Here is a 20,914-nt window from a genome sequence, read left to right on the forward strand (position 1 = left end):
GAAAAAGATAGTTAAAGGATTTGGTGAGATAATGGACAAAACATCGTTAATTGGTATTATTTTAGCATTTATTGCGCTAGGTGTCGGTATGGTTTTGAAAGGTGTGAGTCTAACCGCTCTTATCAACCCGGCGGCTATATTAATCATCATTGTTGGGACGGTTGCAGCTGTTGTCATCGCATTCCCTTCTAGTGAAATTAAGAAAACACCAAAATTGTTCGGCAAAATTTTCAAAGACAGCCAGCTACCAACGATTCAAGAAATGATCCCTCTATTTTCAAACTGGGCACAAATTGCGCGTCGTGAAGGTCTTTTGGCATTAGAAGCAAGTCTTGAGGAAGTCGATGATGATTTTCTAAAGAACGGTTTAAGCATGGCGGTTGACGGCCAAAGTGCTGAATTTATTCGAGACGTCTTAACAGAAGAAGTCGACGCGATGTCTGAACGACATCAGTCAGGCGCATTAATCTTTACACAAGCTGGTACATACGCTCCAACCCTAGGGGTACTTGGTGCCGTTGTCGGACTTATTGCCGCACTCGCAAACATGGGAGATATTGAAGCACTTGGACATGCGATCAGTGCTGCCTTCGTCGCCACACTGCTTGGGATTTTTACCGGATATGTGTTATGGCATCCATTTGCCAACAAGCTGAAGCGTAAATCTAAGGAAGAAGTAAAGCTTCGCCTAATTATGATCGAAGGTATTCTTTCTGTTCTTGAAGGTCAATCTCCAAAAGTCATTGAACAAAAACTTCTTATGTACTTACCAGCAAAAGAACGTGCAAATCTTGTCATTGAAGAAGGAGAAAATCAAAATGGCTAGGAAACGTAAAAACCATGATCATGAAGACCATGTAGATGAATCTTGGCTTATCCCTTATGCCGATCTTCTAACGCTTCTTCTCGCCCTCTTCATTGTGCTTTTTGCATCTAGTTCAATTGATGCGGCAAAATATGAACAGATGGCTAAGTCTTTTAATGTAGTTTTTACTGGCGGTACTGGTGTTATGGATCAATCCAGCATGCAAAGCACGGAAGAAACTGAAAACAGCAACCAAGACAAGAAAGCAGCCGAGGAAGAGAAAGATGAAGAAGCCAAAGCAAAGGCTCGAGACCAAGCGGTTCTCACAAAGGTCAAACAGCAGGTCGATTCATTCATTGCAAATAAAAAACTTGGTTCAAAGCTCGAAACAAAGCTTACGGATGAAGGTCTTCTCATTACGATTGAGGACAGTATCTTCTTTGATTCTGGGCGGGCAGTTATTCGCTCTCAGGATGTCCCGTTAGCAAAAGAAATTTCAAAGCTGCTCGTCATTAATCCTGCTCGTGACATTGTCATTAGCGGACATACAGATAATGTACCGATCAGAAATTCAGAATTTGAATCAAACTGGTATTTAAGCGCCATTCGTGCTGTAAACTTTTTGAATATTCTTCTTGAAAACAGCAATCTAAACCAAGAGAACTTTAGTACAAAAGGATACGGCGAATTCAAACCGATTGCCTCAAACGATACAGCAGAAGGCAGAAGTAAAAACCGGCGTGTAGAAGTACTCATTTTACCGATTGAGAAAAAAGCGAAATAAAAAAGGAAGCCAGCGGCTTCCTTTAAAGATTGTTGACAAAGGGCTAAAATGATCTCTATTTTAGCCCTTTTTCTTCTTTTCAGCGTGACCTGAAAACCTTTGAAGTCTAGGAAGGACGAGTACCGAAGCGGAGCGAATTGAGCATTCGTGAGCACCGGCACACAGGACTGACATCGAATGCGAGGGATTGCCTGCGCGCTGAAAAGGAAGCCAGCGGCTTCCTTTTTATTTATTCTTGATGATCATATAAATGCTTTGCACGCAGCCCCACATGTTTGAGCATATCAATGCAGGCATCCTTTTCTTCTTCGCTCAGGACGCTGATCATCTCATGAATTTCTTTCGCATGATCTGGGAAGATGTCATCAAGCAAAGCTCGTCCCTGCTTGGTAATATGCGCAAATGTCACCCTGCGGTCTTCTGCACAAGCCTTGCGACTGAGGAGTTCTTTCTTCTCCAATTTATCGACCACATACGTGATGCTTCCGCTTGCAAGCAAAATCTTATCACCGATTTGCTGAAGCGGCTGATCACCCTTATGATACAGCAATTCTAGCACAGCAAATTCAGTTGGATTCAGCCCGTGCTTCACAATATGTTTGTTCATGTGATGATTAATTGAGCGATAGGCACGTGATAATACAATAAATAATTTCAATGATTTTTCAACATTATGATTTTCCATTTTTTATCATCCTTTATGAAATGCAACCCACTAATGTGACATTAATAAACAATAAGTAAAATGTCAACATTTTGATCCATCTTTTAGCACGAAAATGAGACCAGAACGAATCACCTAATTTTTTAAAAATCACACAAGTCATCGTAATAAAGATAGGTTCAATGCTATAATAAGTCTATTAGGTAATACGTTGGAGCGATGAATGATGAGTATACTGAAAGGGTTTTGGAAGAAGATCAGGCTTTACCTTATTTTGGTCATGCTTCCAACCCTAATCATTAGTTATTTTATCTACGAGAAAGAAACTGAAAAAATTGATTTAAAGAACAAACAAACCGCTACACTTATGTTAAATATTCACAAAAACCAAATGAATTATTTAATAAGTGAAACAGAAGCGAGATTATCTTCCCTTGCCATGGGATTTGACCAGCCGCTTGAGACGAAAAAAGTACAAAACATCCTAGAGAAAATCTATAAACAAGAACCTCGTTTTTCAGGTCTGTATCTCCTAGACAAAAAAGGAAATGTAACAGCAAGCACCACCCCGTTAAAGGAAAAAATCAACCTATCATTCAGAGATTACTTTAAACGCATTCAAGTGACCAAACAGACCGTGATTACAGACAACTATGTGAGCCGAATTACAAAACAGCGGATTCTCTCCATTTGTGTGCCTGTTCTGGATGAAAACGATGAAGTCACAAATGTGCTGGTTGCCGCCATTCAAATTGATTATTTAAGAAATATAATGAATGTATTGAATCCTGATCTTCATTTTAAGATGCTGAATCAAAATGGACATGTCGTGTTTACAAGCGGTCCACAGCCAGTATCTGAAAACGGCAGCACCGTGTCTACATATTTAGATGAAAACAGCTGGAAGCTGGAGGTCTTTCCGCAGCGTGCTTCAACAAGTGAAGTGCTGTCTGTGATGCTGATTCCTTTATCCAGTGCTTTTATTTTATTAAATATTTTATTCACACTTGTCCAATACATCGTGTTAAGGCGGCAAACACAGCAGGAGCGTCATCAAAACGAAGCGCAGAAGCTTGAATTGATCGGAACCCTCGCAGCAAGTACAGCACACGAAATTCGCAACCCATTAACAGGGATTAGCGGATTTATCCAGCTTTTGCAAAAGAAGTATCATTCAGAAGAAGATCAGCTCTATTTTTCTGTCATCGAGGAAGAAATTAAACGGATCAACCAAATCGTCAGTGAATTTCTTGTATTAGGAAAGCCAACGGCAGAAAAATGGCAGAATAACTCTGTAAAAGAAATTGTAAGTGAGATCATGCCGATCGTTTTCTCTGAGGCAAACCTTTATAATGTCGAAGTGGATTTGCAAATCAATACGATTCAAGATGTGGGCGTGTATTGCACGAAGGATCATATTAAACAAGTCGTGTTAAATGTAGCGAAGAACTCTTTAGAAGCGATGCCAAACGGCGGTCATTTGAAGATTGTGATCGAGGCTGAAAAAGAACATGTCGTCATTAAAGTAAAAGATACAGGTGAAGGCATACCAGAAGAGATGTTAAAGCACATCTTCCTCCCCTTTATTACGTCGAAGGAAAAAGGCACAGGTCTTGGGCTTGTCGTGTGTAAACGAATCATTTCGATGTATGGCGGAACAATTGATATTCATAGTGAAGTGAATAAAGGAACGACTGTCATAATCATGCTTCCTTCTGCTCACTCAGCCTAGCGGAAGATGTCAGCCGGTTTTGCTTATGCAAGACCGGTTTTTTATGTCAATAAGAGGGACGGTTCACAGATAGAAGACTCATTTGAGACACAAGATCATGAAAGGAGGGTGCAGATTGTTTCTCATGAAAAAGAAGATGCTGATATTCATTCATCAGGTTGTCCAGTTCTTGACTATATTTAATTGTCGTCTCACCAGTGTACCCTTCCACTTGAGCAGCCTCTACCATTTGTTTTCTCTTCTCATCAATGGACATCAGCAATTGTTCTTTCCTTACATAAATATTCATGATCTCAGCTCCCGCAATGATTTCGACTGTCTATGCTCAAAATGATTCGACACCAAAATTATACTTTATTTGTAAATTAAATTAAATATGCTTATTTTATTTAATTTTTTACAGCCTAAAGACCTTTTACCCAATCAAATTTGGGGGTAAACTTCAAATTTGGACAGGACTGACACATTGATTAAACAGAATTTTATCCTATGCAGAAGATCAAAATCAACTATTTTCTTTCTCATTTTATGTCTAATTCCCTAAAAAAAAGCTGATCTTCCGCCTCATGCGGAATGATCAGCTCTATCATTAAACCGTTTCTTCCTCGTAAATTGGCACCCAGCCCTCAGTTGTGACAAATATGCGAACTGCGACCACTTTGCGATCCTCTTGAAGTGTAAAGTAATGACGAATGTTTGGCGGCACAGAAATTAAATCACCTGGATTCAGTCTCACATCAAAAAAGACGCCATCCTTGCCTTGAATAGCAAAGATTCCGTGCCCGCTTACAATAAAGCGTACTTCATCATCTGTATGGTGATGCTCACGTTTAAAGTTTTGGAGCAGCTCATCAAGATTTGGCGTGGCATCAGATAATGAAATCACATCCTGCGCTTTGTACCCTCTTTTTTCAGATATACTTTGAATTTCTTTTTGGAAAACAGTCAAAATCTCATCCTTTTCCTCATTGGTTAAATCATACTTTTCTGATAAACGGTTTGGCAGCTTTTCAATATCCCAATGCTCATAAATGACTCCTTGGTTTTCTAAATATGATGCTACCTCTTGCTCGCTTTCCAGTAATGTGTTCTCTTCGTTATGAATCAAAATCGTCGCCATGTGTTTTTCCTCCTTTTTATCTTACAAGCTGCTGTTGATAAAGCGCTAATTTTAAGTGATAGCTAAATAAAAATTCATATGCTTCTAATACTCGTTTTGCTTCAAAGGCTGTTTTTCCCCAGACAGTAATGCCATGATTGCGAATGAGTACAGCACCAGATGACGCCTCTAGTGTCAGATGTTTTGCAAATTGCTCTGCAAGATGCGGAATATGAGCTGGATTTTCAATAATCGGAATGGACACTTCTGCATCCTCTTCCCAATAACCAAGCGCTTTGATGATTTCGTTGCCTCTAAAACGAATTTCCCCCTTATCCCCATACAGCTCTGACATCACATTATTATCGATGGTATGGACATGGAGGCAGCAGCCTGCTTTCGTCCGTTCATACACATACGTGTGAAGCAGTGTTTCAGCTGATGGTCTAAGCGGCTCGTTCGGATCATGAGGCTGGCCTGCCGCATTCACTAGCACAAAATCTTCGTTTGTTTCTTTTCGTTTATCTTTGCCGCTTGCCGTCACCAAAAACGTGATTGGATCATCCGACACCTTGATCGATAAATTACCGCTTGTTCCGAAAAACCAGTCTCTTTGTGCCAGTTCACGTTTAACGTCTGCTAGCTCCTGCCAGCGTTTGCTCTTTGCGTCTGCCATTCCTTCACTTCCTTTATTTGAACAAATTGCGTGTGTAGATCAATAAATGTGTCATATTCCTTATGTACGAGCCCGAGTTCTTGACATTCATTGAGCAAGTAGTCGCGCGCAAACGTAAGATCCGCATGTTTCGCCGCCTCCACATCGGTCACTGAATCTCCGATCATGATGATGAAGTCATCCTCATGAGTCAGCTTTCGAATGATCGAGGGCTTGCAGCATCCGCAGCCATTTTGACATTGCGTATCGCAGGCATGCGGCCATTCAATCTGAATATGGTCTCCCACAAATGATGCATGATTACAATAAATATCGTCTCGATCGACAATGCCTTCAAGGATAGGGTAGACAAAAAAGTCCATCCCCCCGCTAAGTACATAGAAAGGAATATCTGCTTTTTTTACCTCATCCACAAATTGCTTAAATCCTTCTCGAATCTCTGTATCCTCTAAAATAAATGATTGAATAGCATCCTTCTGATCACTTGTCAGTAATTGAAACATCTGCCCGACGCCTTCTTGAATGGTGATTTCCTTTGACAGGACACCATCCTTCAGCTTCGTCCATTCACTCGGTGCAAACTGTTTCATGATGCGGATGATATTATCATTTTTTGTAATCGTTCCATCAAAATCACAACAGACAATTGGTTTTTTCATTTATTCTGCTACCCTTCCCCAAAGATCAAGTGCCGCTTGTAAGTCTTGGCAGGAAGCTGCCTTATCTCGGATTGACTCTTCATGTATCACTGCATCAATAATTGATCGAAATGCCTTTCCTCCGCCGATGGCTCCCCGCGGATGTCCGTGAATGCCTCCACCTGCGTTAATCACATGATCAATTCCAAAATCTTTGATCAATACTGGAACCATTCCTGGATGAATGCCTGCTGACGGGACAGGGAATGTTTTTTGAACGGTATCCTCTTTTACGCAAGCTTCATAGATTCCAAGGGCATCTTTTTTAGAAAGTGCAACCGACCCATAAGGTGAGGGAAAGAGGCTCAAATCAGCGCCAGCATATCGATTTAATTTGCCTAAAAGAAGAGAATGCGAGAATCCATATTCAGGAGAGGATGTCAAAGCACCACTCACAGCGGGATGCGCCATAATAGGCAGTGGAATATCTGGGTCCTCAGCTAGGCTTTGCATGACATCCAGGCCGTAAGCAAAGACATTGAATAAAAGCACATCTGCCCCAAGTTCAGCGGCTTTTCTCGCTCGATCCTTCAGGTCAAAGGTTCTGCCCGTTAAATTGACAGCATACAGCGTGCGGTGTCCTGTCTCTTCATACGTTTCTTTCAAAATCTCTTTTCCTTCTTTTATTCGCTCTTCAAAAGGAGCTAATGGACTTTCAAATAAAATTTCATCGTCTTTGATGAGGTCAACCCCGCCTAATGCCTGTAAACGGAGCTGCTCTTTTAAATCCTGCATATCACGGCCGATGACGCCTTTAAAAATACTCATCAATAATGGACGATCAAACACGCCTACCTTTTTTCGTATGCCATCAATTCCAAATACCGGTCCTGGCAGACTTTTTTTAAATTCTTCAGAAAATTGGATATCGACTAACTTCACTTTTCCATCTAGTGAAAGCTTTCCAAAAATCGTCGTGAAAACAGCTGGTAAATCAGCTGAAAAGTTTGCCTCAGGATAAGCAATGGTCACCTCTGATTGATAAAGACCATTTTCTGCTGGAGCAACCTTTTCTGATACTTTTTCAACTCGGCCTTTATGCTTTTGAAGCTGCTCCTTTTTGAGCTGCGGCAAATCCGTCCATGATCCAACTGTTAAACCAAGCGCGATCTGCTCCGCTTTTCGATTTATTTGTTCATCCTCTCGATGTGTTAATACGTATGTTGCCAGTAATTCACTCACTAGGAATCCCCTTTCGATTGCGTCATGCATATGTTCAATAAAAAAACCTCTTCAAGTGCTTCATGAGCGCCTTAAAGAGGTTGTTTCGTGTCATTCATCCGAATCTTATCTCTCAGCGCTTGCTGCAAGAATTAGCACCGTGCTTCATGGAAGTCGGTTGCCGGGCTTCATTGGGCTAGTCCCTCTGCCTACTCTTGATAAGAATATTCAATTTTCTTAAATATTGCCTGAATTATCGCACCATTTTTTTATGTTGTCAATGGCTTTTTTTCAAACAGCTTCAAAGCAGCGATGCGCTGAGCGGCTTCTTGTAGCCGCTCCTCACTTGTTAGAAGCCCTACTCTCACGTATCCTTCACCGTGAGCACCAAAGCCATTACCTGGCGCTACAACAACATGTGCCTTCTCTAATAATAAGTCAGAAAAAGCTTCAGATGTATATCCTTCTGGCACCTTTAACCATGCAAAAAATGATCCCTTTGGTGCACTGACTTCCCAGCCAATTTCTTTGCAGGCAGCAATCCACACATTTCGCCTTTTCTCATATCGATCATTTTGCACCTGTACGCACGTTTGATCGCTTAATAGGGCTTCCGCTGCTGCATCTTGAGTGGCTTTAAACAGGGAGACAAACAGATGATCCTGATAAAGCTCAATTGCTTCAATAACTGACGGATTTCCTGCTGCAAATCCTACTCTCCACCCTGCCATATTGTACGTTTTAGACAATGTGTAAATTTCTATTCCCGTCTCCTTCGCTCCATCTACTTGCAGAAAACTGAGCGGCTTTTCTCCATCAAATCCAATGCCGCCATATGCAAAATCATGGACAACACATAGCTTGTGATCTTTCGCAAACGTAACGGTTTCTTCAAAAAATGAACGGCTTGCCGTAGCCCCCGTCGGATTATTAGGGTAATTTAAGTACATTAATTTTGCCTTTTTCTTATCATTCTCAGGGAGCAAATTGTAGTCAGGTAAAAAATCATTTTTTTCAAGAAGCGGCATGGTTACCATATGAGCTCCAGCAAGCACAGCACCTGACCAATAATCTGGATAACCAGGATCAGGGACAAGAAGCGTATCACCCGGATTCAGCAGGCATTGCGGCAGCTCAACAAGCCCTGCTTTCCCGCCAAATAAAATCGCAATTTCCGTCTTTGGATCAAGCGTGACGCCATATTCTCTTTCATAAAAAGCAGCAGCAGCCTTTTTTAATTTCGCTGTTCCGCGAAATGAGGAGTATTGATGATTTTCAGGTTTTGCTACCGCTTCCTGCATAGCTTTTACAATGTGCGGAGGAGTTGGCTGATCAGGATTTCCCTGCCCCAAATTAATGATATCTGCCCCTTCCTTCACTTTTTTCTGCACTTTTTGGACAAGGGACGCAAAAAATTGCTTCGGTAATTGTTTCAACACATCTGATTGCTGGAATTCCATTTCTTCACCTTCTATTCAAGTTACGTGACAATACAATCACTGTAATGGATTGTTTTATGAATTGTAAAGCAATTTTGAAAAAAGATTGACATGTTAAGCGCAGCTCTGATAATATCTTGAATTAAGAAATGCAAACAAACACGAAACAATTACATATTGATTTCTCTTATCGAGAGTTGGGCGAGGGATTTGGCCTTTTGACCCCAACAGCAACCGACCGTTAATACCACTGTGAAGTGGGGCGCAGCAAGTAAAGCGCCAAGACAATTGTCTTATAGGGCACGGTGCTAATTCCATCAGACGTATGTGCTGAGAGATAAGAGAGGCTTTGAGCATACACACCATCAAGCCTCTTTCTCTCAGGAGAAAGAGGCTTTTTTATATGATTTGGAGGGGAAGCAATTGGTTACACTTACGGCATCATATGAAGAACTAACAGAAAGCTCGGCAGTTGCACTCGCAATTAGACTCGGCTTGATCCAAGAAAGCAGTCATTTGACATGTACTGAAATTGGTGACGGGAATTTAAATTACGTCTTTCATATTTATGATCACAAACTAGAAAAAGGATTGATCATCAAACAGGCGCTGCCTTATGCAAAGGTGGTTGGGGAGAGCTGGCCGCTTACATTAGACAGGGCACGAATTGAAAGTGCCGCCCTGATCAAGCAGTCAGAATATGCGCCGCACCTCGTACCAGCAGTCTATTATTCAGATACAGCTCTTGCAGTGACAGCCATGGAGGATCTCTCACACTTAGAAATCGTCAGAAAAGGGCTAATTGCCGGAAAACAATATCCGCATTTATCCGATCATGTCGGCGAATTTTTAGGAAAAACACTTTTTTACACATCTGACTTTGCTACAAATCCTAAAATCAAAAAACAATTTGTGAAGCAATTTACGAACCCTGACCTGTGTGATATCACAGAAAAACTCGTCTTCACAGACCCTTTCTTTAATAGTGAAACAAATGACTTCGAAGAAGAATTAAGAGAATCAGCAGAAGCGCTTTGGGCAGACCTTGAAGTGCAAGCTAGAGCAGCAGAATTAAAGCGTATCTTCCTAACATCAGCTGAAACATTGGTTCATGGAGATCTTCATACAGGCAGTATTTTTGCAAATGAGACTGAAACGAAAATCATTGATCCAGAATTCGCGTTTTACGGCCCCTTTGGATTCGATATCGGCCACTTTATCGCTAATCTGTTCCTGAATGCTTTATCTCGCGAGAATGAACACGAGCAGCAGCAGCTTTTTGACCATGTCGTCAATGTATGGGCAACATTCAAAGAAGTGTTCACAAAAGCTTGGAAAGAGGACAGCATTGAAGCATTTAGTGTATCGGACAGCTTTTTAGAAACAACGTTTGACCGGATTTTAAAAGAAGCGACAGGCTTTGCCGGCTGTGAGCTTATCCGCCGAACAATTGGTCTTGCTCATGCCGCTGATCTTGATGCGATTCCATCACCAACTAGACGGATTCAGCAGAAAAAAGCAGCACTGACACTCGGAAAAACATTTATTAAACAATATCATGCAGTGGAAACAGCGTCTGACCTCGTCGCATTATTCCAGCCATCTGTAAAGGAGTGACGGGTTTTGTCAAAAGAATTTGAAGTCCCCCGTTCTGTCGAATGGGAAGAAAACCGTATTAACATTTTAAATCAGCAAAAATTACCGGCCGAAACTGTATTTGAGCATTTATATACGAAAGAAGATGTGTATGATGCGATTGTGACATTAAAAGTACGCGGAGCGCCTGCAATTGGCATAACAGCAGCTTTTGGACTGGCGCTTAGTGCGCAAGCCATTGAAACAGAAGAAATGGATGTTTTTAAACAAGATGTCATTCGGATAAAAGAATATTTAAACAGTGCTCGTCCAACCGCTGTGAACCTCGCCTGGGCACTAGACCGGCTTGTGCAGCGCATTCAGCGTGCAGCATCAGTGAATGCAGCCAAAACAGACCTTGTCCATGAAGCCATTCAAATTCAAATAGAAGATGAAGAAACATGCAGACAAATCGGTCAAAATGCACTTCAGCTCTTTAAATCAGGTGACCGTATCATGACCATTTGTAATGCAGGTTCCATCGCAACGAGCCGGTACGGAACAGCCCTTGCTCCCTTTTATTTAGCCAAAAAGAAAAATCTTGATCTTCACATTTATGCATGCGAAACACGCCCTGTTCTTCAAGGGGCTCGTCTGACAACATGGGAGCTCATGCAAGGCGGCGTGGATGTGACGCTCATTACAGATAATATGGCAGCCCATACGATGAAAGAAAAGCAAATTTCTGCTGTCATTGTTGGAGCTGACCGTATCGCCCGTAATGGAGATACTGCGAATAAGATTGGAACGTTAGGTCTTGCCGTTCTAGCCAAACATTTTAACATTCCGTTTTTTGTAGCAGCACCGCTTTCAACCTTTGATGTATCCACCCGCGACGGGTCAGATATTCCAATTGAAGAGCGCGACCCGCTGGAAGTAAAGGAATTAAACGGCGTCCCGATTGCACCGCCTGATGTTCAGGTATTCAATCCCGCCTTTGATGTCACTCCTCATCATCTTATTTCAGGCATCATTACAGAAAAAGGAATTATCACATCAAACTATGCAGAAGAGATTGATGCTCTTTTCGCAGAAAGCATCTCCCATTGATCGCGAAAAAGCGCCGTGTCCTTGTCACTTAAGAGCACCGCGCTTTTTTGTTTCTTGATTCGTTTTTGTTAAGATTTCTTTTTTCTGTTCTTCTGTCAAGACGTTCATTTTGACACAAAGTGACGTAACGGCATACATTTTATCTTTTTTGCCCCAAAACATGCCAGCGCCTCCTTTTTCCCTCAACCAACTTTTTTAGCTTAATAAAAGGATATGTCGCTTGACAAACATTTGGAACAGGTCAATCGATTTATTTTTGAACAAATGGAATGCCTTCCAATTCAAGCAGGACCGCTTTCATGTCTGTCTTCGATCCTGCATAGCCCGTCAGAGACCGGTCTTTTCCAATGACCCTGTGACACGGGATAAAAATAGGTAATGCATTCCTTCTGTTAGCTTGGCCGATGGCTCTCACAGCCTTTGGGTTACCAATTGCTTCTGCAATGTCTGCATAGCTTTTTGATTGACCATATGGAATGGCCGACAATGCTTCCCACACCTGCTCTTGGAACGGAGAACCCGTTTGTTTGAGCGGGAGATCGAATACTTGACGCTCACCCTTGAAATATTCATCTAGCTGCTTTTTCGCTTCTTGTAAGACAGACGTATCTGCTTGTTTTAGATTGGCTGCCTGCTTTTTTGCTAAAAACGGTTCATCATCAAACAACACCTCGATGATGGCACCGTCCTTTTCTAGTATGTATAATGCCCCGATGGGTGCGTGATAGACGGTATAATACACGTTACTGCTCTCCTTCTTGTTTCTGCTGCCTTAGTGGCAGCGTGAGATGGAAGACGGTTCCTACGCCTTCCTCACTTTCTACCTCAATGGTTCCTTGATGCTCTTCAATAATTTTATAACTAACCATTAAGCCAAGTCCAGTTCCTCTTTCTTTCGTAGTATAAAAAGGCTCACCTAGACGCTTTAGCTTATCCTCTGCCATTCCGCAGCCTTCATCACGCAGTGAAATGACAATATGATCCTCGCCCTTCCGCTGAATGCTCACATAGACATTTCCTTTGTGCGGCATGACTTCAATTGCATTTTTTAAAATGTTAATAAAGACCTGTTTTAATTGGTTTTGTTCACAATAAATGAGCGGAATCTCATCCAGCACATTGAGATGCATTTGAACATTGCCAAGATTCGCCTGTGCATGCAGGAGATCCATCGTGTCTTTCACAATTTGCACCACATTTTTTTCTTCATATACAATGGCTTGCGGTTTCGCTAAAATCAAAAATTCGGTGATGATGGATTCAATTCTTTTCAGCTCTGATGTGATGACATTGAAATAGAGCGAATACTCCCCTTCTATATTTCCTTTTAACAGCTGAATGAAGCCTTTTAAGGCTGTCATCGGGTTTCTAATTTCATGAGCAATTCCAGCGGCAAGCTCTCCGACCACATGAAGGGTATCTGATTTTCTTACCCGCTCTTCTAATTCCTTCCGCTCTGTCACATCTCTAAAGATCGCCAAATTCATATTATGGATAATGTTGCGTTTAAAAGAGAATTCCAGTATACGCTGATCTGGATGGTTCAGTACAAATGGAACCTCATTGTCCATTTCATCTAATGACATCGCCTCGGCAGGCTGAGCCAAATTTTCAATTTGATAAGGGGCAAGGATGTGGAAAAGATTCATTTCTGTTAAATGATCGTCCTTCAATTGAAGCAGCTCGCTGGCAGATGGATTGACTTCAATGATTCGGTATTGATTATCAAAAAGAACAATGCCGTCCATTGACCCATTAAAGACTTTACGGAATTTGAGCTCACTTTCGCGCAGCTCCTGCTCCATTCTTTTTCGATCACTTACATTACGTAAAATGGTTAAGTGCTGGCCTTCTAATACCGCATGCTTTGATGTAAACTCAAGCTCTTTATACTGTCCATTTGCCATTTTGAACAAAAGCTCTTCCCTTATTTCATCGTTCCGGATATAGCGTCTTCTTGTTGGTCTATATCTCTTATCAGATTTGACGAGAAAGTCGGTGAGTTTTTTGCCAATCAGTGAGTGCATCGGTAATTCAAAAATTCGGCAGGCGGATTCATTGGCTTTCACAATCTCTCCATCGTCGGCCCATATGATGATGGCATCCATTGCATTTTCGAAAATTTCTCTGAAGCGTTCTTCACTTTTTAACAGCTTCTCTTCCATCAGCCTTTTTTCTGTAATATCCCGCATGATGGACATATAAAAACCACTCATCACATTTGATGTAATGGTGAGTTCGAATAATTTGTGCTGGCCAGATTGTAGAGTAACAGGAAGCTCTCCTTTTGCTTTCCCTGTTTCTTTAAGTGACGTTAAAAGGTGCTGCAAGGCTGGAAGATTATCTTCTTCAACAAATTCATGTAAATAGCGATCAGTTAAATCAGTCTTTTGCAGCTCAAAGCTCTGACAAAAAGAATGATTCGCATCGATTATGCAGCCATCCTGATCAAAAATGACCATCCCGTCAATGGCTCGGTCAAACAAATCTTTGAACAGCTGTTCATTCATGGAGCGTTCTCGTTCTAATATTTTCTTTGAGGAAATATCCCGCATGACCACGATATATTGCTGATTCATGGTGTCGTGCTCTGCGACAAATTCAATGTATTTTGTTTCGCCATTTTCCAGCTGAATGGAGATTTCTCTTTTTAACGTGCCTTTTCGAAAAAATAGATCGAGTGAGCATTCAATTTTATCTTTCGGGATGCCGTATAGGAAATCTAGAACGGATTTATTGAGGAGGTCTTCTTTCGGTGTCTGTACAAGCCTGCATGTTGCTTCGTTGGCTTGGATGATGTTGAGGTGCTGATCAAATATAAAAATGGCATCGAGCGTCTTATTTAACAGCATTTTTTGCTGCATTAACTCAGTTCGCAAATATTCGTTCTCTTTTTCTAATTTTCTGATATCTCCCGCAGGGGTTAACCTATTGCCATCGAGCGTTTCAGTCATTCTCTTACACTCCTTTTCCAGCCTCATTCCTCTACAATATTTCTACAATATTTTCATTGTTCCTTCATTCGACTCATAAAAAAAGATAACTTTTTACACGAAGACTATCTCATTTATTTCATTTGGATGACAGGATTGTATAATGGTTCACTTTTCTTACGCTTCTTTTACAACCATTCTACAATTTCACATCAAATGGCGAATTGAGCGAAAATGTATTTTAGAATGAGGCAAATAAGGGAACAGTGCACTTAGAACATTTATGTTTGAAATCGAGCAGGAAAGGTGATGTTATGGCATCTTCACGAGATAGTTATTTTGATAATGCGAAATTCCTTCTGATTTTTCTAGTTGTTTTTGGTCATTTGTTACGATCATTCATTCATGATAATGATTGGATGCTCTATTTATACAAGTTTATTTATACCTTTCACATGCCCGCCTTTATTTTAGTTTCTGGCTTTTTTGCAAAAGGGTTTAGAAAACCGGGCTTTATGAAAAAAGTCGCCGTTAAGTTGATCATCCCATATTTAATCTTTCAGGTGATCTATTCGGTTTACTATTATCTCTTGCAGGATCAAAGCATGGCCAATTTAAATCCAATTGATCCGCAATGGTCTTTATGGTTTTTAATTAGTTTATTCTTTTGGAATTTGCTGCTCATTCCTTTTTCAAAACTGCCGTTCCACTGGGCGATGATCGTCAGTTTATCGATTGCTTTACTTGTCGGTTATGTGGACAGCATCAGCGATACACTCAGCTTATCACGTACGTTTGTCTTTTTGCCTATGTTTTTAGCTGGATTCTATTTAAAAAAGCAGCATTTTGAATTCATCCGTACAAGCAAAGGAAAGCTGGCAGCACTTTTTGTATTAATGGCTGTGTTCCTGTTTTGCTACTTCTATGAATTTGATTATTCCTTCTTATTTGGCTCAAAGTCATATGCTTCTCTTGGAGATGAAGGAATGATTGCTGCGATGAAACGAATGGCATGGTATTTGCTTGCATTTGGCGCTACATTCAGCTTCTTTGCTTTAGTTCCAACACGCCGTTTCTTCTTTACAAAATGGGGAACAAGAACGTTATATGTTTATTTATTACATGGCTTTGTGATCAAGCTGCTAAGAACCACTTGGTTTGATGACTGGGCGCTAAATGCAGCAAGTGTACTGATTTTATTGCTGCTAACCATTCTGTTAACCTTTACCCTGTCTAGCACTTTTGTCAAAACCGTTGCACAGCCAGTGATCGAACTCAAAATGTCTAATCTCATGCGAACGATCACCGGCAGGCAAGGGAGTTATATCAAATAAAAAACGATCCTTCATGGATCGTTTCAGATTGTTGACAAAGGGCTAAAATGATCTTTATTTTAGCCCTTTGTCTTCCTTTCAGCGTGATAGAAAACCTTTGCATTCTAGGAAGGGCGAGTACCGGAGCGGAGCGAATTTGACATTCGTGAGCACCGGAGCGCAGACCTGACAACGAATGCGAGGGTTTGTCTACACGCTGAAAACGATCCTAAATGGATCGTTTTTTCTATTTTTTATTCTGATTACATGCAGCATCTTTCTTTGGCTTCACCAACGTATCAATCCATTTGCTGCTGTTGATATCTCCAAGCTCACTGCCAAATTCCTCTTCTAAAATATCTGGGTCCATTGGCTTTTTATGTTCCTTCATCTCTTTGCTCTTTACATGCTTTCTAGTCACGAGATGCTCCCCCTTGTTTCCCTTTATGAGAATTTCGGTTTGCCTGACGATCTCTTGATTGTTCGTCAAATTGAGTTTGTCCTTGATCATGTGCCATGCTTTCTGTCGGCGTCATATTATTTGTTAATGCTTCATTTTTCGCTGCTTTTCTTTTCATCTGAATTCAGTCCTTTTTTGACAGGTTTAGTTCTTCTCTTAATTGGTCAAGAAGTTCCTTCATTTGCTTGACCGTCACTGGTTTTTCCTCGGGTTTTAACTCATAGCCAATTTGTCCATTGGCTTCAAGCGTGGCTTTTTTGAGACTGCTGATGTCAGTGATGCCTTGCTGCTTTAAACGCATTTTAAATTGATCCCTTGTGAGCCTTGTTTTCTTCAGCTTATGATCAAGCATTTCACCATCCTGTAAAATCACGACTGATTTGCCTGAAAGCAATTTTTCAAAAAAATCCGATTGAATCGACAGCTTCTCCATAATAACAAGTGCCACAATAAAGATGGTAGCTGCATAAATGGTTTCAAGTAAATTATGCTCAATAAAGGGTTGGATAATAATCGATCCGATTGAAATCATAATCACTGTTTGTTGTACAGTTAATTGACTAATGGATTTAGGCCCTGCTATTCTCAGCAGCAAGGTACCAACTAGCAGCATGACAATTGCTTTCCATAATACATCCAGCACGTCTCGTTCACCTCTTACCTATAGATTGCGAACATCCCATGAGATTTAGCCAGTTAGATAATGGAAATAAAAAAACAGCATTCGATTTGAATGCTGTTTAGCCAATGATGACACGCTCTTTCGGATAATGATAATTCGCTTCGCTTTCTCTTCGGCCTATTAAATATAAAAAGCTTGGAATGCCAATCCGTCCAATAAACATGACAACCATGATGATACATTTACCAAACACAGTGAGATCTGAGGTGATGCCTAGCGACAGCCCCGTTGTTCCGAAAGCAGAGCAAACTTCAAATAAATTTTCAAGAAGTGTATTATGCTCTGTTAAGGATAACAGGAATGTAGCACCAAAGACCAAAATAAAGGCCATCATGGTCACCATAAGGGATTTATTAATATCCGCTTGATGAAGTTCTCTCTTGAAGATTTTAATGGACTTATTTCCCCTAGCATAATGAAACAAGGCGAGTAAGTTAAGGGCAAACGTAGTTGTCCGAATTCCGCCCCCTACAGAGCTTGGGGAAGCCCCGATAAACATCAGCATACATAAAAATAAAAGCGTCGGTTCCGTCAGCTGCGTAATATCTAACGTTGTCAGCCCCCCGCTTCTTGTTGCAGTCGATTGAAACAAAGAATAAAACAAGATTTCGTGCCAGCTTTTCCCTACAAAGCTAAACCCGGCTTCAAGTGCATATATTCCAATCGCTCCAACAACGACAAGGCCGCCGAACGTGATCGTTGTGATTTTTGTAAACAACGAGAACGATGCGTGCTTTCGGTCCTGATTGAACAAATAGTCCTTCACTTCCACGAGCACAGGAAAGCCAATCGCTCCAAAAATGATCAGCAGCATCGTTATAAACTGGACGAAATAATCATCTTTGTAGGGGATAAGCGAGCTTCCAGTAATATCGAAGCCCCCATTGGTTGTCGCACTAATACTTGAGAAGAAGCCGTGTAAGAAGGCCCCTTGCACATCGTAATATTTGAGAAAATACATGCTTAAAATCAGACCGCCGACAAACTCAATCAGCAAAATTAAATATAAGACCTGCTTCATTAGTTTCACAATTCCTGATAAATTGCTCTGGTTTTGATCTGCCATGATAAGCTTTCTCTCTTTAATCCCAATTCTTTTTCGCATGACAAGCCATACGAAGGTACCGAGCGTCATAATGCCGATTCCACCGATTTGCAGAACAAACGCAAGGATCCACATCCCTGTCACACTAAATGTTTGTGAGGTGTCGACAACAGTGAGTCCTGTGACACTTACAGCACTCACCGCTGTAAATAAGGCATCAATGAATGTCCATTTTACTCCCTCTTGATGAGCCACTGGCAGGCTGAGAAGAATAAGCGACACGGTCACAGCAAGAAAATAATAAAGGGCAATCAACTGAAACGCTGACAGCCGGTCAATTAGCTTTTTTATAGGATTCATTGTCATTCCTTCTTTTATCTATCTTTTCGAATACCTTTATCATTTTAATGAAAAGAGACATGATTTTAAAGCTATTTTATGCTTTATTTTCTTTTTCATCAAAAAGAAAAAGACATCCTGTCAAAGAATGTCTTTTCGATGTCTTTTCGTCTTTCTTATTTTGCTTCTAGTCTTCTAATTCTTTCGTTTAAATCAGGGTGTGTTGAGAAAAGAGAAGCTTTTCGTTTACCGCTGATTTTCAGTGTAGCGACCGCAGTTTGATCATCATCTTTGATTCTTGACGTGTACGCCTCAAGTGAACGAAGTGCATGAATCATTTTGTCTTTACCTGCAAGGTCGGCTCCGCCGCGGTCTGCATGGAATTCACGGTGTCTAGAATATGCAAACACGACAAGGCTTCCTAGGATAGAGAAAATGATTTGGAAGACAATCACAGCGATAAAGTGAACAATCGGCACAAGCTCTTCACGTGAAACAAAACGGCTTGCGATCCATGCCGCAATTCTTGAAAGGAACACAACAAACGTGTTGACGATCCCTTGAAGCAGCGTCATCGTCACCATGTCACCATTTGCAACGTGAGCGACTTCGTGTGCGATTACGCCTTCAACTGCTGCATCATCCATTTCATGAAGCAATCCAGTTGATACCGCAACAAGTGATCTTCTCTTAGAAGGACCTGTTGCAAAAGCATTTACTTCAGATGATTGATAAATACCAACCTCAGGCATTTTAGAAAGACCTGCTGCTCTTGATAGTCTGTGCACGCGGTCAACAAGCTGCTGCTCATCATATGTTAATGAATCCTTTTCTGGATTTAACACACGTACACCCATCATCATTTTTGCCATCCAGCGAGACATTGCAAGTGACATAAACGAGCCAACAAAACCAACAACTGCACTGAATACTAGAAGATAAAGGATATTAAGTCTTCCGTCTGCTCCTATATAAGAACCAACACCAGTTGCTGCACTAATAACCGACAGTACAATACCAATCGTAGTGATAACAAGAATGTTCGTTAATATAAACAGAAATATTCTCTTACCCATACATAACCTCCGCTGTCATATTAAGTTCAAATGAACTTATTAATAAAATTATAAAAATAAACGTCTCAAATTGCAAGGAAAAAGGAATCACTTTCTCTGTTTATCATAACGGCTAAAGCCCCGTCACATCAATATTTATGACATTTGACCCAGCAGAAAAGTGAACAAATTGTGACGCGCCGGCCTGATTTTGAGTTTATTTTGCATTTTTATCAAAAAGAGACTATGATGTTGAATTAGATCAATAATCACGTGTTAACGTACAAATGAGGTGGAACATGGTTACTTATAAATTAACGAGAATTGACATGACAAGACTTCTGTATTCTCTAAAAGGAGAAGGAGATCTGACTCCGCTTCAGCTTTTGAAACTATCTGTAAAAAATAGCAAGGATCATGACTATGATGAATTAAAGATCCCGTCTTTTTTTGAGAAGCTTGAACGGCGGAAGCAAAAGTCAGAGCATGGACTTTCTACAAATGAAATTGTTGAGCTTGGCAACTTGTGTGAGCTGACTTCTCTTAAATCGACGGCGATTCAAAATTGGATCAAACGTGATATTAAAGATATGATTGGCCATCCAGAGCTTGGCAAGAAGTACTCTATTGATCAGGTCGTTATTTTATTAATTGTCAGGGATTTAAAATCAGTTTTTGACTTCGATGCCATTCGTATGATCTTATCTGCCTTATTTAACACCATTACAGATCGAACAGATGATATTATTAGTCCAATCCGTTTTTATGAAGCATATGCGCACGTCCTTGATTTTATTTATCACCATACACAATTTCCATTAAAGGAAACAAATTTACGAGAAATAACCGAGGAGCAGACAGACAAGCTCCAAAACGAGTTTACAGAATTGACGAAGAGCCAATGGAATTTGATTAAAGGCATTATCAGTTCTACCGTCTTCTCTGTATTTACTTCTCATTTGCAAAGTACAGCTCAAGAAATGATGTATAATACGCTGCAGCTGAATAAGGGATAAATAAGAACCGAGGTGACCTTCATCACCTCGGTTTTTTTGTACAGCAATTGCCAGCATAATTGTACGGCTTTTTTTTCAAAATAAGAAGGCGCAACAAACATGAGGTGAAAGGAGGAATACGAACATGGCAAATCGAAATCAACTTCTTGTTCCTGGAGTAGAACAAGCTTTAGATCAATTTAAATACGAGATCGCTCAAGAATTTGGCGTCACTCTCGGTTCAGATACAGTTTCACGTGCAAACGGTTCTGTTGGCGGTGAAATCACAAAAAGACTCGTTCAACAGGCTCAATCACAAATGGGTAATCAATCTAAATAATGACATGGT

General features: G+C 40.7%; 23 protein-coding genes and 2 riboswitches. Of the genes, 8 read left to right on the top strand and 15 right to left on the bottom strand.

The annotated features are described in order from the left end of the window. Positions 1 to 31 precede the first annotated feature (31 nt). Together motA and motB are read left to right on the top strand one after the other, a co-directional pair. A complete protein-coding gene (motA, locus tag ACLGGR_RS02820; protein WP_041085024.1) occupies positions 32 to 826 on the top strand; it encodes a flagellar motor stator protein MotA in 795 nt (264 codons plus the stop codon). Then, positions 819 to 1,589, top strand: coding sequence for a flagellar motor protein MotB (gene motB, locus ACLGGR_RS02825; RefSeq protein WP_251215560.1), 771 nt, complete (start codon positions 819 to 821; stop codon positions 1,587 to 1,589). Before motA ends, motB begins: the two co-directional genes overlap by 8 nt. A 229-nt stretch (positions 1,590 to 1,818) precedes the next feature. Here the strand turns inward: motB and mhqR are convergent, their stop codons facing one another. After that, positions 1,819 to 2,274, bottom strand: coding sequence for a MarR family transcriptional regulator MhqR (gene mhqR, locus ACLGGR_RS02830; protein WP_034281539.1), 456 nt, complete (start codon positions 2,272 to 2,274; stop codon positions 1,819 to 1,821). A gap of 205 nt (positions 2,275 to 2,479) precedes the next feature. Here mhqR and kinD point away from each other — a divergent pair, with 205 nt between their 5' ends. Further along, positions 2,480 to 3,985 carry a sporulation kinase KinD gene (kinD, locus tag ACLGGR_RS02835; RefSeq protein WP_251215562.1) on the top strand — a complete coding sequence of 502 codons (1,506 nt, stop codon included), beginning with the start codon at positions 2,480 to 2,482 and terminating at the stop codon, positions 3,983 to 3,985. A gap of 46 nt (positions 3,986 to 4,031) precedes the next feature. Here kinD and ACLGGR_RS02840 read toward each other — a convergent pair whose 3' ends face one another. The 6 genes from ACLGGR_RS02840 to ACLGGR_RS02865 form a co-directional block, all read right to left on the bottom strand. Further along, a complete protein-coding gene (locus ACLGGR_RS02840) occupies positions 4,032 to 4,274 on the bottom strand; it encodes an aspartyl-phosphate phosphatase Spo0E family protein (RefSeq protein ID WP_034322108.1) in 243 nt (80 codons plus the stop codon). A 300-nt stretch (positions 4,275 to 4,574) separates the two neighbouring features. Beyond that, positions 4,575 to 5,105, bottom strand: a complete 531-nt coding sequence (locus ACLGGR_RS02845) for a 1,2-dihydroxy-3-keto-5-methylthiopentene dioxygenase (protein ID WP_410972451.1) — start codon at positions 5,103 to 5,105, stop codon at positions 4,575 to 4,577. A 16-nt stretch (positions 5,106 to 5,121) separates the two neighbouring features. Then, positions 5,122 to 5,760, bottom strand: coding sequence for a methylthioribulose 1-phosphate dehydratase (locus ACLGGR_RS02850; RefSeq protein ID WP_142944634.1), 639 nt, complete (start codon positions 5,758 to 5,760; stop codon positions 5,122 to 5,124). Continuing rightward, a complete protein-coding gene (locus ACLGGR_RS02855) occupies positions 5,724 to 6,419 on the bottom strand; it encodes a 2-hydroxy-3-keto-5-methylthiopentenyl-1-phosphate phosphatase (protein WP_142944633.1) in 696 nt (231 codons plus the stop codon). Before ACLGGR_RS02855 ends, ACLGGR_RS02850 begins: the two co-directional genes overlap by 37 nt. Beyond that, positions 6,420 to 7,640 (bottom strand): 2,3-diketo-5-methylthiopentyl-1-phosphate enolase, encoded by a 1,221-nt coding sequence (mtnW, locus tag ACLGGR_RS02860; RefSeq protein WP_410972452.1) that lies wholly within the window; start codon positions 7,638 to 7,640, stop codon positions 6,420 to 6,422. It lies immediately after the preceding gene. Positions 7,641 to 7,742: 102 nt separating this feature from the next. Continuing rightward, positions 7,743 to 7,844: riboswitch (SAM riboswitch) on the bottom strand. 44 nt (positions 7,845 to 7,888) lie between these two features. Next, on the bottom strand, positions 7,889 to 9,079 hold the full coding sequence (locus ACLGGR_RS02865; protein ID WP_251215564.1) for a pyridoxal phosphate-dependent aminotransferase: 1,191 nt from the start codon (positions 9,077 to 9,079) through the stop codon (positions 7,889 to 7,891). Positions 9,080 to 9,243: 164 nt separating this feature from the next. Next, positions 9,244 to 9,401, top strand: a riboswitch (SAM riboswitch). 80 nt (positions 9,402 to 9,481) lie between these two features. Here ACLGGR_RS02865 and mtnK point away from each other — a divergent pair. Together mtnK and mtnA are read left to right on the top strand one after the other, a co-directional pair. After that, positions 9,482 to 10,675: an S-methyl-5-thioribose kinase gene (gene mtnK / locus ACLGGR_RS02870; protein ID WP_410972453.1), complete on the top strand. Its 1,194-nt coding sequence runs from the start codon at positions 9,482 to 9,484 to the stop codon at positions 10,673 to 10,675. 6 nt (positions 10,676 to 10,681) lie between these two features. Beyond that, positions 10,682 to 11,743: an S-methyl-5-thioribose-1-phosphate isomerase gene (mtnA, locus tag ACLGGR_RS02875; protein WP_410972454.1), complete on the top strand. Its 1,062-nt coding sequence runs from the start codon at positions 10,682 to 10,684 to the stop codon at positions 11,741 to 11,743. 24 nt (positions 11,744 to 11,767) lie between these two features. On the opposite strand, the gene ACLGGR_RS02880 is transcribed toward mtnA, so the two are convergent. From ACLGGR_RS02880 to ACLGGR_RS02890, 3 genes are all read right to left on the bottom strand, one after another. Continuing rightward, positions 11,768 to 11,905 carry a hypothetical protein gene (locus ACLGGR_RS02880; protein ID WP_185907584.1) on the bottom strand — a complete coding sequence of 46 codons (138 nt, stop codon included), beginning with the start codon at positions 11,903 to 11,905 and terminating at the stop codon, positions 11,768 to 11,770. An 88-nt stretch (positions 11,906 to 11,993) separates the two neighbouring features. Then, entirely contained in the window at positions 11,994 to 12,485 is a 492-nt protein-coding gene (locus ACLGGR_RS02885; RefSeq protein ID WP_410972455.1) for a methylated-DNA--[protein]-cysteine S-methyltransferase, read from the bottom strand. A 1-nt stretch (position 12,486) separates the two neighbouring features. Further along, entirely contained in the window at positions 12,487 to 14,697 is a 2,211-nt protein-coding gene (locus tag ACLGGR_RS02890) for a PAS domain-containing sensor histidine kinase (RefSeq protein ID WP_142944627.1), read from the bottom strand. Between the two features lie 293 nt (positions 14,698 to 14,990). Here ACLGGR_RS02890 and ACLGGR_RS02895 point away from each other — a divergent pair, with 293 nt between their 5' ends. Continuing rightward, positions 14,991 to 16,010: an acyltransferase family protein gene (locus ACLGGR_RS02895; RefSeq protein WP_410972456.1), complete on the top strand. Its 1,020-nt coding sequence runs from the start codon at positions 14,991 to 14,993 to the stop codon at positions 16,008 to 16,010. 226 nt (positions 16,011 to 16,236) lie between these two features. On the opposite strand, the gene ACLGGR_RS02900 is transcribed toward ACLGGR_RS02895, so the two are convergent. From ACLGGR_RS02900 to htpX, 5 genes are all read right to left on the bottom strand, one after another. After that, entirely contained in the window at positions 16,237 to 16,410 is a 174-nt protein-coding gene (locus tag ACLGGR_RS02900; protein ID WP_185907583.1) for a hypothetical protein, read from the bottom strand. Continuing rightward, positions 16,403 to 16,567, bottom strand: coding sequence for a hypothetical protein (locus tag ACLGGR_RS02905; RefSeq protein ID WP_087975542.1), 165 nt, complete (start codon positions 16,565 to 16,567; stop codon positions 16,403 to 16,405). The genes ACLGGR_RS02900 and ACLGGR_RS02905 overlap by 8 nt, the downstream gene beginning before the upstream one ends. Before the next feature lie 6 nt (positions 16,568 to 16,573). After that, complete coding sequence (locus ACLGGR_RS02910) at positions 16,574 to 17,092, bottom strand: DUF421 domain-containing protein (RefSeq protein WP_410972457.1); 519 nt, start codon at positions 17,090 to 17,092, stop codon at positions 16,574 to 16,576. A gap of 97 nt (positions 17,093 to 17,189) precedes the next feature. After that, entirely contained in the window at positions 17,190 to 18,536 is a 1,347-nt protein-coding gene (locus ACLGGR_RS02915) for a TrkH family potassium uptake protein (protein WP_142944626.1), read from the bottom strand. Between the two features lie 155 nt (positions 18,537 to 18,691). After that, a complete protein-coding gene (htpX, locus tag ACLGGR_RS02920) occupies positions 18,692 to 19,591 on the bottom strand; it encodes a protease HtpX (RefSeq protein WP_024424664.1) in 900 nt (299 codons plus the stop codon). Between the two features lie 278 nt (positions 19,592 to 19,869). Between htpX and ACLGGR_RS02925 the strand changes: the two genes are divergently transcribed. Next, positions 19,870 to 20,586, top strand: a complete 717-nt coding sequence (locus ACLGGR_RS02925) for a DUF1836 domain-containing protein (RefSeq protein ID WP_410972458.1) — start codon at positions 19,870 to 19,872, stop codon at positions 20,584 to 20,586. A 124-nt stretch (positions 20,587 to 20,710) separates the two neighbouring features. Beyond that, complete coding sequence (locus ACLGGR_RS02930; protein ID WP_024424662.1) at positions 20,711 to 20,905, top strand: alpha/beta-type small acid-soluble spore protein; 195 nt, start codon at positions 20,711 to 20,713, stop codon at positions 20,903 to 20,905. The last annotated feature ends 9 nt before the right edge of the window (positions 20,906 to 20,914 follow it).

The organism is Bacillus sp. BD48, assembly GCF_046566805.1.
GTDB classification, from domain to species: domain Bacteria; phylum Bacillota; class Bacilli; order Bacillales; family Bacillaceae; genus Bacillus; species Bacillus safensis.